Source organism: Actinomadura oligospora ATCC 43269, from assembly GCF_000518265.1.
In the GTDB taxonomy this organism is placed as follows: Bacteria; Actinomycetota; Actinomycetes; order Streptosporangiales; family Streptosporangiaceae; genus Spirillospora; species Spirillospora oligospora.
Window position 1 is genome coordinate 139147 of record NZ_KI912410.1, and the last position, 11721, is coordinate 150867.

14 protein-coding genes are annotated in these 11721 nt (G+C 72.3%); 11 read left to right on the forward strand and 3 right to left on the reverse strand.

Annotated features, from left to right (window positions below; genetic code table 11):
- The first annotated feature begins 1 nt into the window (after position 1).
- The 10 genes from P696_RS0132275 (at position 2) to P696_RS56480 (ending at position 7970) form a co-directional block, all read left to right on the forward strand.
- The gene (locus P696_RS0132275) at positions 2 to 880 is read left to right on the forward strand and encodes a hypothetical protein (protein WP_026415571.1); all 879 of its coding nucleotides are present in this window, start codon (positions 2 to 4) and stop codon (positions 878 to 880) included.
- Positions 880 to 2178, forward strand: a complete 1299-nt coding sequence (locus tag P696_RS0132280) for a TadA family conjugal transfer-associated ATPase (RefSeq protein ID WP_026415572.1) — start codon at positions 880 to 882, stop codon at positions 2176 to 2178. The genes P696_RS0132275 and P696_RS0132280 overlap by 1 nt, the downstream gene beginning before the upstream one ends.
- 151 nt (positions 2179 to 2329) lie before the next feature.
- A complete protein-coding gene (locus P696_RS0132285) occupies positions 2330 to 3280 on the forward strand; it encodes a type II secretion system F family protein (protein WP_034488170.1) in 951 nt (316 codons plus the stop codon).
- Complete coding sequence (locus P696_RS0132290) at positions 3277 to 4191, forward strand: type II secretion system F family protein (protein WP_026415574.1); 915 nt, start codon at positions 3277 to 3279, stop codon at positions 4189 to 4191. The genes P696_RS0132285 and P696_RS0132290 overlap by 4 nt, the downstream gene beginning before the upstream one ends.
- Before the next feature lie 23 nt (positions 4192 to 4214).
- Entirely contained in the window at positions 4215 to 4424 is a 210-nt protein-coding gene (locus tag P696_RS0132295; protein WP_026415575.1) for a hypothetical protein, read from the forward strand.
- A gap of 26 nt (positions 4425 to 4450) precedes the next feature.
- A complete protein-coding gene (locus tag P696_RS0132300) occupies positions 4451 to 4990 on the forward strand; it encodes a TadE/TadG family type IV pilus assembly protein (protein ID WP_245627899.1) in 540 nt (179 codons plus the stop codon).
- On the forward strand, positions 4987 to 5427 hold the full coding sequence (locus P696_RS0132305; protein ID WP_026415577.1) for a TadE/TadG family type IV pilus assembly protein: 441 nt from the start codon (positions 4987 to 4989) through the stop codon (positions 5425 to 5427). The genes P696_RS0132300 and P696_RS0132305 overlap by 4 nt, the downstream gene beginning before the upstream one ends.
- Entirely contained in the window at positions 5424 to 5897 is a 474-nt protein-coding gene (locus P696_RS0132310) for a TadE/TadG family type IV pilus assembly protein (RefSeq protein ID WP_084338536.1), read from the forward strand. Before P696_RS0132305 ends, P696_RS0132310 begins: the two co-directional genes overlap by 4 nt.
- Before the next feature lie 864 nt (positions 5898 to 6761).
- Positions 6762 to 7196, forward strand: a complete 435-nt coding sequence (locus tag P696_RS0132315; protein WP_034488547.1) for a nuclear transport factor 2 family protein — start codon at positions 6762 to 6764, stop codon at positions 7194 to 7196.
- Positions 7197 to 7484: 288 nt separating this feature from the next.
- Positions 7485 to 7970 carry a hypothetical protein gene (locus P696_RS56480; protein ID WP_157430056.1) on the forward strand — a complete coding sequence of 162 codons (486 nt, stop codon included), beginning with the start codon at positions 7485 to 7487 and terminating at the stop codon, positions 7968 to 7970.
- Positions 7971 to 8001: 31 nt separating this feature from the next.
- Here the strand turns inward: P696_RS56480 and P696_RS0132330 are convergent, their stop codons facing one another.
- On the reverse strand, positions 8002 to 8361 hold the full coding sequence (locus P696_RS0132330) for an ArsR/SmtB family transcription factor (RefSeq protein WP_034488173.1): 360 nt from the start codon (positions 8359 to 8361) through the stop codon (positions 8002 to 8004).
- Between the two features lie 71 nt (positions 8362 to 8432).
- On the opposite strand from P696_RS0132330, the gene P696_RS0132335 reads away from it, so the two are divergent.
- The gene (locus P696_RS0132335) at positions 8433 to 9629 is read left to right on the forward strand and encodes an MFS transporter (RefSeq protein WP_026415583.1); all 1197 of its coding nucleotides are present in this window, start codon (positions 8433 to 8435) and stop codon (positions 9627 to 9629) included.
- Between the two features lie 37 nt (positions 9630 to 9666).
- On the opposite strand, the gene P696_RS49500 is transcribed toward P696_RS0132335, so the two are convergent.
- Together P696_RS49500 and P696_RS0132345 are read right to left on the reverse strand one after the other, a co-directional pair.
- Positions 9667 to 10971, reverse strand: a complete 1305-nt coding sequence (locus P696_RS49500) for an MFS transporter (protein ID WP_342669046.1) — start codon at positions 10969 to 10971, stop codon at positions 9667 to 9669.
- A gap of 111 nt (positions 10972 to 11082) precedes the next feature.
- Positions 11083 to 11679: a TetR/AcrR family transcriptional regulator gene (locus P696_RS0132345; RefSeq protein ID WP_026415584.1), complete on the reverse strand. Its 597-nt coding sequence runs from the start codon at positions 11677 to 11679 to the stop codon at positions 11083 to 11085.
- Positions 11680 to 11721 lie beyond the last annotated feature (42 nt).

Genomic DNA, 11721 nt, shown 5'->3' on the forward strand with positions numbered 1-11721 from the left:
CGTGGCCCTCATCGCGCTCGCCGCCGACAAGGGGGCCCCGGGCGTCACGACTGCCGCGGTGGCGCTCGGCGCGGTCTGGCCGCGCCCGGTGCTGGTGGCCGAGTGCGACCAGGCGGGCGGCGACCTGGTGTACCGGCTGCCCGCCGACCCCGCGACGTCCGGCGAACCCGGAGCGTCCGGCGGTGCGGGACGGTCCGGCGGGTCCACCATGCTCAACCCGTCGCGCGGCCTGCTCAGCCTCGCCGCGACCGCCCGCCGCGGCCTGCGCCCCGACCAGATCGCCGAGCACTGCCAGCGGCTCGTCGGCGGTCTGGACGTCCTGGTCGGCATCACCAGCGCCGAGCAGGCGCAGGGCATGACCTGGCTGTGGAGCCCGCTCGCCCGCGCCTTCCGCGGCCTCGGCGACGTCGACGTCCTCGCCGACTGCGGACGGCTCGGCGCGGGCAGCCCGCTGAACGACCTGCTGCGCGAGGCCGACATGGTCGTCCTGCTGACCCGCGCCACCCTCGAACAGGTCGCCCACCTGCGAGAACGCGTCACGGCCCTGACCGGCGAGCTGCGCGGCGGACCGCCGGTCGGCGTCGTCGTCCTCGCCGACCCGCGCGACTTCCGCGCGTCCGTCGCCGAGGTCGACCGCGTCCTCACCGGCACCCGGCAGCGCCTCGAGGCGCGCGGCGGCGTCCCGTCCGCGCCGGTCTCGGTCCTCGGCGGGCTCGCGCTCGACCCGAAGGGCGCCGAACTGCTGTCCGGCCAGTGGGGCGGACGGCTCGACCGCACCCTGCTCGTCCGCTCCGCCCGCGAGGTCGCGTCCACCCTGCTGACCAGGGTGAGCAGCGGACCGGCGGGCGCCGAGCCGATGCCCGCCGGGGGGAGGCGCTGATGGACCACGCACTGGTCAAGCGGCTGCGCCAGGAGGTCGGCGACCGGCTCGCGCAGCAGCGCCGCCTGGACGCCGCCAACGGCCTGCCGCCGATGTCCGGCGAGGACGAGCGGCAGTTCGCCCGCGCGCTGATCTCGCAGGTCCTGGAGGAGTTCGCGCGCGGCGAGATCACCTCCGGACGCCGTCCGCCGAACGCCGAGGAGGAGGAGGCGCTCGCGGCGGGCGTCCACGCGGCGCTGTTCGGCGTCGGCCGCCTCCAGCCGCTGCTCGAGGACCCCGAGATCGAGAACATCGACCTCAACGGCTGCGACCGCGTCTTCATCGGCTACGCCGACGGACGCGAGGTCATGGGCGAGCCGGTCGCCGAGAGCGACGAGGAACTCGTCGAGCTCATCCAGATCCTCGCCGCCTACTCCGGCCTGTCGTCGCGTCCGTTCGACACCGCCAACCCCCAGCTCGACCTGCGCCTGCCGGACGGCTCGCGCCTCTCCGCCGTGATGGACGTGACCGTCCGCCCCGCGCTGTCGATCCGCCGCGCCCGGCTCGGCAAGGTGTTCCTGTCCGACCTCATCGGCAACGGGACGCTCACCCCCGAGGTCGGACTGTTCCTGCGCGCGGCCGTCCTGGCCCGCAAGAACATCATGATCGCCGGGGCGACCAACGCCGGGAAGACGACCCTGCTGCGCGCCATCGCCAACGAGATCCCGACGCACGAGCGCCTCATCACCGTCGAGCGCGCCCTCGAACTCGGCCTGGACGCCTTCCCCGAACTCCACCCGAACGTGGTCGCGTTCGAGCAGCGCCTGCCGAACTCCGAGGGCCAGGGCGCGATCTCCATGGCCGAGCTCGTCCGCCGCTCGCTGCGCATGAACCCGTCCCGCGTGATCGTCGGCGAGGTCCTCGGCGACGAGATCGTCACCATGCTGAACGCGATGACGCAGGGCAACGACGGCTCCCTGTCGACCATCCACGCCAACTCCTCCATGGAGGTCTTCAACCGCGTCGCGACGTACGCGATCCAGTCCGAGGAGCGCCTCCCGGTCGAGGCCACCCACATGCTCATCGCGGGCGCCATCGACTTCGTCGTCTTCATCGAGAAGCGCAACGACTACGCCACCGGCGGACGGCTGCGCCGGTACGTCGCGTCCATCCGCGAAGTCACGGGCGTCGACGGCCGCGTCCTGTCGTCGGAGGTCTTCGCCCTCGCCCCGGACGGCCAGGCCCACCCCGCCGCCCCCATCGCCTGCGCCGCCGAACTCGCCGAGCACGGCTACGACCCCACCGCCGGAGGCTGGTGACCATGCCCCGCCCACCCGCCGCACCCCGCCCACCCGCCGCACCCCGCCCGACTGCCGCGCCTCGCCCACCCGCCGCGTCTCGCCTGACTGCCGCGCCCCGCCTGCTCGGCGTGCCCCGCCCGCTCGGCGCGTTCGTGCCCGGAGGCCGGTGATGTTCGCCCCGGACGTCCTGCTGGCCATCGTCACCGGCGCCATCGCCGGAGGCGGTCTGCTGCTGCTCGGCGTCGCGCTGCGCGGCCTCCCCGCCCGTCCCGGCCAGCCGAAACGGGGCCGCGAGGACCTGCTCCGCACCCTCACCACCCGGACGGGCGTCGCCGTGATGAGCGCGCTCGCCGTCCTGGTCGTCACCCGCTGGGCCGTCGCCGCCGCCGGAACCGCCGCCCTCGTCCTCGCCTGGAACGGCCTGGCGGGCGGCGCCGCCGAGGAACGCCGCGCCATGGCCCGCCTCGAGGCCCTCGCCGCCTGGACCGAGTCCCTCCGCGACACCATCGCGGGAGCCGTCGGCCTCGAACAGGCCATCCCCGCGTCGCTGCGCGCCGCCGCCCCCGCCCTGCAGCAGCCGCTCCGCGTCCTCGTGGACCGCCTGCACACCCGCGTCCCGATGCCCGAGGCCCTCCGCCGCTTCGCCGACGACCTGGACGACCCGTCCGCCGACCTCGTCGTCGCCGCCCTCATCCTGAACGCCAAACTCCGCGGCCCCGGCCTCCGCGACATGCTCGGCGCCCTCTCCGCCTCCGCCCGCGCCGAACTCGACATGCGCCGCCGCGTCGAAGCCGACCGCCGCTCCACCCGCCGCAGCGTCCGCATCGTCGTCGCCGTCTCGGTCGGCACCGCGCTCGTCCTCGCGGTCTTCAACCACGGCTACGTCAGGCCGTACGACGATTTCCTCGGGCAGCTCGTCCTGATCCTGGTCATCGCCCTGTACGCGGGCGGATTCGTGTGGCTGCGCCAGTTGTCCAAGTACGAGCTGCCCGGACGCTTCCTCATCGAACCGAAACCGTCGCCGGGCGTCCCGGGAGAGGTCCCGAGCACGGTCGCGGGATGGCGGTCGGGCTCGACCCTGCGCGGACGGCACACCATGGACGCGGGAGGCGGCTCATGACCGGCGCGATCGTCGCCGGGGCCATCGTCGGCCTCGGCCTCTACCTGCTCTCGCGTGCCCTGTTCCCGCCTCGTCCCGGGCTGGCGACACGGCTCGCGAGCTTCGACGCGGCCCGGGACCGGGAGCTGGCCAGGCGCCCAGCCCGGTCGTCCCCGACGCTGGAGAAGGTCGGCGGGCTGCGAGCCCGCGTCGGCGGAGCGGCCGTCCGCTATTGCGAGGCGCGCGGCTGGCAGCTCCGGTCGATCCGCGCCGACCTCGCCATCACCGACCGTTCGCTGGAGGCGCTCCTCGGGACGAAGTTCCTGCTCGCCGCGTCCGCGCTGCTGTTCATCCCGGTCGTCACGGGCTACTTCGCCCTGCTCGGCCTCGGCGTGAGCCTCGAGGCGCCGCTGTGGCTGTGCGGCGCGTTCGCGGTCATGTTCTTCTTCATGCCCGACATGCAGCTCCGGCACGAGGCCCGCGGACGCCGCCAGGACTTCCGGCACGTCGTCGGCGCCTTCCTGGACCTCGTCGCGATGAACCTCGCGGGCGGACGGGGCGTTCCCGAGGCGCTGCTCGCCGCGTCCAGCGTCGGCGACGGCTGGGCGATGCTGCGGATCCGCGAGGCCCTGTCCAACGCGCGGATCTCCGGCCGGACGCCCTGGCAGTCGCTCGGCGGCCTCGGCGACGAGCTGAACGTCGAGGAGCTGAGGGACCTCGCGGGCGCGCTGTCCCTGGTCGCCGACGACGGCGCGCAGATCCGCAAGTCCCTCGCCGCGCGCGCCGCGTCCATGCGCAGCCGCGAGCTGTCCGACCTGGTCGGTCGCGCGAACGAGCGGTCACAGTCCATGCTGGTCGCCCAGCTGCTCTTCTGCGCCGCCTTCCTGATCTTCCTCGCCTACCCCGCTCTGATGCGCCTCACGACCTCGTGAGACGCCGCGAAGAAGGAGTACCGATGAACCCGCTGAACGATCCGCTGATCGTCTACCTGCGCGCCCTGCTCTCCGACCGTGTGCACCGCCTGCGCTCGGACGGCGAGGAGCAGTCGGCCGGCGCGTCCGCGATCGAGTGGGCCATCATCACCGCGATCCTCGTCGGCATCGCCGTCGCCATCGGCGCCGTCGTCAAGGGACGTATCGACAAGGAGGTCGCGAACATCAAGTAGCCGCCCGCCCTTCAGGAGGAACCGTCATGCCGCGCACAGCCCCCCGGACGGACAGGCCCGCCCGGGACGTCCAGGAGCGACGCGACCGTGGCATGGATGACGGACGCGGCCGGGGCCCGGAGGAACGACGCGCCCGGGACGTGGAGGAGGAGCGTGACCGGGGTGTGTCCGCGGTCGAGTTCGCGATCCTCGCGCCGATCCTGATCCTCACACTCCTGGCGGTGTTCCAGTTCGCGTTCTACTACTACGCGCGCGAGGTCACCCTCGCCGCCGCCCAGTCCGGTGCGCGCGTCGCCCGGACGACCCCGGGCGGCGACTGGCAGGGCGCGGCCGACCAGTCCGCGCGCGACTCCGCGTCCAAGGTCGGCAAGGGCATGCTGGACGGCGGCGTCCAGGTCCAGTCCGGTCAGGACGGCGACCAGCGCTGGGTCGAGGTCAGCGGCAAGGTCGTCAAGGTCATCCCGTTCGTGGACTTCCATGTCTCGCAGCGGTCCCGTGGCCCCATCGAGTGCTTCCGACCGGACGTCGGCTCCGGCACGGCCTGCCAGGGCGGCGGGGCCCCATGATCCGACGCGCCGCCCGGCCGGTGGACGACGAGGGCACGATGACGCTGGAGATGGTCTTCGCGACCCCGATCATCCTGCTGCTGCTCGGCCTGCTCGTCATCTCCGGACGGGTCGTGGACGCGCAGAGCCAGGTGGACGGCGCCGCCCGGGACGCCGCCCGCGCCGCGTCCACGGCACGCGCCGAGGGCGCGGCCCGCGACCTCGCGCAGCAGGCCGCCACCGGCGACCTGGCCGGTCACGACTGGTGCGAGGGCGGCCCCCAGATCAGCCCCGACACGACCGCGTGGGGCGCCGGCGGACGCGTCACCGTCACCGTGACCTGCCGCGTCGACTTCTCCGATCTGGCCCTGCCCGGCTTCCCCGGCAGCCGCACCCTCACCGGCAAGGCCGTCGCCCCCATCGACACCTACACCTATCGCGGCGGTGGCACCCCATGACGTCCCCGACACGATCACGCGTCCGCGCCCGGTTCGCGCTGCTCCGAGACCCGGCCGAACGCGACCGCGGCACCATCACGCTCTACATCGTCCTGTTCACGCCCGCCGTGTTCGTCCTCGCGGGCCTCCTCCTGGACGGCGGACGCGCCATCCACGCCCGGCAGCGGGCCGCCGACATGGCCGAGCAGGCCGCCCGCGCCGGAGCCAACCAGATCGACACCAACGCGCTCCGCGAGAACGGCAAGGTCCAGATCGACACCCAGACCGCGTGCGCGAGCGCCTACTCCCTCCTCGACGACTACGGCCAGCAGGTGGACGCCCGCAGCTGCGATCCGACGCAGGACGAGGTCCGCGTCTCGGTGCGGATCACCGTCCATCCGCAGCTGCTCGGCATCATCCCCGGCATGGGCTCGTTCCACATGACCTCCGACGCGTCCGCCCACCCGGTCACCGCCGACACCCCGCAGTGACCCGGCCACCTCACTTCACGACTCTGAAAGTGGCCTTGGGCTGCGAGAGCTTCTTTCGGAAGAACGCCCCGAACGGTGTCCGCCGTGCCCTTCGGGACCCACTTCCACACGGTCATCGTCTTCGGAATCGGGTGGGGCTTTCCGACGTCGAACGAAGCGGCCAGGGCATAGCCGTAACTCGGGTTCCCCTGGTCGTACTGAACCCACATGTACCCCTTGGTGCACTTCTTCGGGGTCATCGTGCCCGTGACCTGCAGAGCGGGGGCGACAAGGGCTGCTCGGAGAGTGGTTCAGCCCGCCCGGAACCTTCGTCCAGGTCCAGGGCGAGTACTGGCGGAACGAGGTCGGATACAGGCAGGACACCTCCCACCGGTAGCGGGCCTTGCTGGGGTGGCTGGTGGCATCCACACCGATCACGGCGCTGAAGCGCAGCTTCTTCCCCGGAGGCAGGTAGTAGTGCGGGTCGGGGTCGAGCGCCGACCATCCGGCGGGCGTCGTACGCCAGAGCGAGGCGCGGCTCGGAAGCGTGAGCACCTCCTGGTTGATGCCGATCCACATCAGGTACGCCTCGCAGCACCCGCTCTTGGCAGGCCGCTGAGCATCAGCCGCCGATGCCGGAAGGGCGGCCCCTCCCAGCGCGAGACCCGCGCACGCCGGTGCCCAGGTGAACGTGCGACCGCAGCTACGAGGCATGTGAGCCGTCCTTACGCGATCTCGTGTTCCAGGGGAGCGGAATCGTACGTTTGCAGCTGGTGATCACGAGAGTCAACATGCCGGTGTGGCCACCCGTGGCGCTTGGGGATGGTGAGGCAAGCGTCGGATTTCCGCCAGCGTTGTTGATCGCCGGTGCTCCATGCTCGGATCATGGTGAACGAAACGGGTGCGTGGGCTGTGATGCAGGAGTTCTACGCGGCTGAGGCCGCTTATGTGGCGGCGGGCGGGTATGGCCGGGGCGACTTTTCGGGGGTTGCCGCCTATCTGGATCCGGACGTGGTGTTGTACCAGGCTCCCGGGATGCCTTTCAGTGGTACTGGTGAGTGGCGGGGGCATGCGGGGATGGAAAGGTTCATGGCGGCCTTCAGTGACGCCTGGGAATCGATGGAGTTCCTGGAACAGGAGCACTGGGGGGACGCCGACACGGTCGTGGTGGGCAACCGCGTCCGGTTCCGGGCCAAGGGGACGGGCCGGGAGGTCGAGACGCGGATCGTGCAGCTGATCAAGGTGCGGGACGGGCGGATGCTCGAATGCCGTCCGTTCTACTGGAATCCGGCCGCGATCAGCGAGGCGTGCACTCCGTGAAATAGTCGGTTCATCAGTTTATGACAAACGTCGTCGCTCACTATGTGAGTGGTGGCGTGCTGTGGCCAGCAAGGGGCTGACCTGCCCTCTTGTCAAGAATGTCGGGGTGGCCGATGGCGACGTGAATCAACGACGCGCGGTGAGGTGGTTCGCCCTTCGCCGGTGAAGAAAGGAAGTGTCCTGGTGCGGGGAATTCTTTTGGCGCGCCGGATATCGGCCTGCCTTGTCGCGGCCGGGTGCGCGGTCGGGCTCGCGCCCGCCACGGCCGGCGCGCGGACAGTCACAGGCGTGACGACGACGGTCACCTTGCACGGTTATTCGAACTTCCGTGACACGACTTCCGGGATGTTCATGGCGAGGTGCCTCGACTCGGTCTTCACGAGCTCGTCCGCAAGCTCCACGGGCCTCGGGCAGATGTCCGCGTGGACCTTCCATGACTCCAACCTGCCCGCCGGGACGTGCACACAGGCGCCTCCCGCCGGCGTAACGGCGGTCGTGGCGTCGGGACTGCCGTACACCTTCAACTCGACCACGGGCTCGTCCGGAACGCTCACCGGCCTTCGGTTCGTCCTCAGCATGTGGGACGGATGCATCCTCGTGGTCGAAGGCCCGGGTGCGACGACCGGGTCCCTCAACTGGGCCCGCTCATCAGCGGGGCAGGTCACCTTCTCCGGGGGCAATCTCGTCGTGGGAACGGCGAACTCCAACTGTGACCCGTACTGGTACAGCCCCGGGGACACCGTCAGCGCCAACGGGCTCTACCCGTACCCGTAGCCGGTGACGATCACCAGTCCCTGACGCTGGGTCAGTCGGTCGGGGGCGTCCAGGCGGCGACGAGGGCCACGAGGCCGGGGAAGCGGGCGTCGAGGTCGCCCGTGCGGACGTGGCTGCGCCGCTCCAGGCCGTACTGCCGCTGCCGGATGACCCCGGCCTCGCGCAGCGCGCGGAAGTGGTGGGTCAGGGACGACTTCGGACGGTCGAAGCCGAACCAGCCGCAGGTGTGGTCGAAGTCCTCGCGCTCCAGCAGCAGCCGCTGGACGATCTCCAGCCGCAGCGGATCGCTGAGCGCGCCGAGGACGGTCTCCAGGCGCAGGTCGTCCACGTCCGGTTCGGGCAGCGGCGCGGGCGCGCCGTCCGGTACGGGGATCTCGCGGATCTCGGGCATCGCACCTCCTTGTACGAGTTTGATCGTACTGCATGCTAAGTTCGAGAAAACTCGTACAAGGGGGACCCCTCATGCTCCTGGCTCCGGCGACGCCCGCCACGTCCGTGTCCACACGCCGGATCTGGCTGGCCGCCTGGCCGGTCACGGCCGTGTTCGTGCTGTCGAACGCCGCGACCCCGCTCTACGTGCTCTGGCAGCACCGGATCGGGTTCTCGCGCGGCACGCTCACCGTGGTCTTCGCCTGTTACATCGTCGGGCTGCTCGGGACGCTGCCGGTGGCGGGCATCGCGTCCGACCGGCTCGGCCGCAAGCCCGTCCTGCTGCCCGCGCTCGCCGCCGCGCTCGTCGCGTGCGGACTGTTCGCGACCGCCTCGTCCGTGGCCGCGCTGATGGCGGCGCGCCTGCTCACCGGCATCGGGGTCGGCGCGGCGGTGTCCGCCGGGATGGCCGCCGTCACCGACGTCGCGGGCCCCGACCGCAAGCGCCTCGCCGCGTTGCTCGCCTCGACCGCGATGGTGTTCGGCGCGGGCCTCGGACCGCTGCTCTCGGGCGTCCTGTCCGAGGTCGGCCCCGCGTGGACGGTCTTCGCCGTCGAAGCGTTCCTCCTGGTCACCGCGATCGCGGTCGTCACGCGGCTGCCCGTCCAGCGTCCGGCGGGCGAAGGACGGGGGACGCGCTGGGTGCGGATTCCGGGAGTCCCGCGACCGAACCGGCGGGACCTCGCGATGGGCGTCGCGGTGTTCGCGCCCGGCATCACGGCGACCTCGTTCGTGCTGTCGCTCGGGCCGTCCCTGCTCTCCGGGATGCTCGGCACCGACAACCGGATCGTCGCCGGCGCGACCGCCTTCGTGATGTTCTCCGCCGCGACCGGCGTGCAGTTCGCCGTGCGCGGCCTCGCGCGGACGAAGGTCCTGCTGCTCGGGGCCGTGAGCACGCTCGCGGGCATGGGGGCGCTCGTCATGGCCGTCCAGGCCAGGGAGATCGTGCCGCTGGTCGCGGCGGCCGTCCTCGCGGGGGCCGGGCAGGGGCTCGGGCAGCTCGGCGGGCTGTCGCTGCTGAACGCGAACGTCCCGGCGCGGCGTCTGGCCGAGGCCAACGCGGCGCTGAACGTCGGCGGCTACCTGCTCGCCGGGACGCTCCCCGTCGCCGCCGGCTACCTCAGCGACCCGCTGGGCCTCGCGACGGGGAGCACCGTGTTCGCCGCCGTCCTCGCGACGCTCGCCGCCCTGGGCGCGGCGACCGTCGCGATCAACACGGGACCCCGCTGACGCGGGACGGCCTGACGAACTCGGCGATTCGTCGGCGTCACCGACCGTCCGCCAACCCCCCGACCTCAACGGACGCGCCGGACGCGCCGGACGCGCCGGACGTGCTGGACGTGGTGGTCTCGCCGGACGCGGCTGGCCCGACGGTCGCGGCTGACGCGGTGGACGCGGCGGACGTGGTGGTCTCGGCGGGGGCGGGGCGCTTTCGCAGGACGTCCGGGAGCAGCGTGAGCAGCCCGGCCACGGCGAGGGCCGCGCCGGCCCAGAGGGGCGCGCGCAGTCCGTGGCCGCCGATGAGCGCGCCGCCGACCGACGACCCGACGATGACGCCGCCCGTGATGAACGACGAGTGGACGGTGTTGACCAGCGGCCCCGCGTTCCCCGCCCGCTGGACGCGCGTCACCATCGCCGGGTTCATGGTGACGCCGACCAGCCCGATGCCGAGCATGAACACGACGGCCGCGACCGGGACGTCCGCGAGCAGGGCGAAGCCCGACAGGAAGCCGATGTTCAGCAGGAGCCCGGCCGTCTGGACGCTCAGCGAGTGCCGGTCGGCGAGCCGCCCGACGATCGTGTTGCCGACGACGGTCGCCGCGCCGTAGGCGATGAGCAGCAGCGGGACGGTCCCGGTGGAGAACCCGGCGACCTCGGTCAGGATCGGGTTGAAGTAGGAGAACGCGGCGAACGTCGCGCCGATGATGAGCGTGCTGGTGGACAGCGCGAGCCACAGGCGAGGACGGGTGAACGCCGAGCGGTCGTCGTCGCTCCCGCCGCCGTCCGCGCGGTCCAGGTCGGGGAGGCCCACGCGGGTGACGGCGGCGGCGAGCAGGGTGAGCGCGCTGATCGTCCAGAACGCGGCGCGCCAGCCGAACCGCTCGCCGACCAGCGTGGACAGCGGCATGCCGAGCAGCGTCCCGATCATCAGCCCGTTCAGGACGACGCCGACGGCCCGTCCGCGCCGCTCGGCCGGGACCAGCCGGACGGCCGTCGTGATCGCCAGCCCGAAGAACGCCTGCGACGCGACGCCGGTGATGATCCGCGCGGCGACCATGACCGGGTAGGACGGCGCGAGCGCGGCCAGCACGTTCCCGGCGAGGAACACCGCGAAGAGCGCCTGCAGCGCGGTGCGGGGGCGCAGCCGTCCGGCCGCGAGGACCGCAGGGGGACCGCCGAGCGCCATCGCGGCGGCGAACGCGGTGATGAGGTAGCCGATCTTCGGGACGGTGGTGTGCAGCCCGTCCGCCATCTGGGGCATCAGCCCCGCGACGACGAACTCGCTGGTCACCATGGCGAAGATGCCGAACGCCAGGACGGGGACGGCACGTGGCATGGCTGCCTGTGGCATGGGAGGGGCTCCATTCTGCATCGATCGGTGTAAAACGTGGTCACGCGAAAGCCGCCCACGGCCCCCGGGCAGGGGCGGGCCGTGGTCGAGAGTGGGGGCGGGGGCCGGGGGTCAGGGGGTGAGGGCGTCCAGGGCGGTGTCGGCGATCGCGGTGAGGGCGTCGAGCGGCGCGCCGCCCTGGCCGGAGACCCTGATCCCGGCGACGACGGCGTTCAGGTAGCGGGCCAGGTCGGCCGGGTGGCGAGGGGACGTGATCGACGCGTCGCGCCGTCCGGCCTCGATCACGGCGCGCAGGGACGCGAGGCGGCGCTCGGTGTCGCGGGCCAGGTGCGCGGCGATCTCGGGGTCGCGTCCGGCCAGTTCGACGGTCGTGTTCACGGTCAGGCAGCCGACGCCCCGGCCGTCCCGGAAGGTGGTCCGCTCCTGCTCGACGATCAGGTCCAGCAGGCGGCGGATCCGGTCGAGCGCCGGGACGTCCGGCGCGTCGAGGACCTCCAGCTGCTGCTCGGTCATCAGGCCGGTGTACCGGACCAGCGCGCGCCGGAAGAGTTCGTGCTTGCTGGTGAACGCGTTGTAGACGCTGCTGCGGTCGAGGCCGAGCGCCGTGCACAGGTCCCGGGTGGACGTCGCCTCGTAGCCGTTCTCCCAGAACAGCCGCATCGCGACGTCCAGGGCCCGGTCCTCGTCGAAGGTGCGCGGTCTCGCCATGGGACGTGACCCTAGCCGTTCTGCATCGACTGGTGCAATACC

Bases quoted from the DNA above. Each gene is read 5' to 3' on its own strand.
- P696_RS0132280 (WP_026415572.1), top strand. From the start codon at position 880: ATGGACCACGCACTGGTCAAGCGGCTGCGCCAGGAGGTCGGCGACCGG.
- P696_RS0132285 (WP_034488170.1), top strand. From the start codon at position 2,330: ATGTTCGCCCCGGACGTCCTGCTGGCCATCGTCACCGGCGCCATCGCC.
- P696_RS0132290 (WP_026415574.1), top strand. From the start codon at position 3,277: ATGACCGGCGCGATCGTCGCCGGGGCCATCGTCGGCCTCGGCCTCTAC.
- P696_RS0132295 (WP_026415575.1), top strand. From the start codon at position 4,215: ATGAACCCGCTGAACGATCCGCTGATCGTCTACCTGCGCGCCCTGCTC.
- P696_RS0132300 (WP_245627899.1), top strand. From the start codon at position 4,451: ATGCCGCGCACAGCCCCCCGGACGGACAGGCCCGCCCGGGACGTCCAG.
- P696_RS0132305 (WP_026415577.1), top strand. From the start codon at position 4,987: ATGATCCGACGCGCCGCCCGGCCGGTGGACGACGAGGGCACGATGACG.
- P696_RS0132310 (WP_084338536.1), top strand. From the start codon at position 5,424: ATGACGTCCCCGACACGATCACGCGTCCGCGCCCGGTTCGCGCTGCTC.
- P696_RS0132315 (WP_034488547.1), top strand. From the start codon at position 6,762: ATGGTGAACGAAACGGGTGCGTGGGCTGTGATGCAGGAGTTCTACGCG.
- P696_RS0132330 (WP_034488173.1), bottom strand. From the start codon at position 8,361: ATGCCCGAGATCCGCGAGATCCCCGTACCGGACGGCGCGCCCGCGCCG.
- P696_RS0132335 (WP_026415583.1), top strand. From the start codon at position 8,433: ATGCTCCTGGCTCCGGCGACGCCCGCCACGTCCGTGTCCACACGCCGG.
- P696_RS49500 (WP_342669046.1), bottom strand. From the start codon at position 10,971: ATGCCACAGGCAGCCATGCCACGTGCCGTCCCCGTCCTGGCGTTCGGC.
- P696_RS0132345 (WP_026415584.1), bottom strand. From the start codon at position 11,679: ATGGCGAGACCGCGCACCTTCGACGAGGACCGGGCCCTGGACGTCGCG.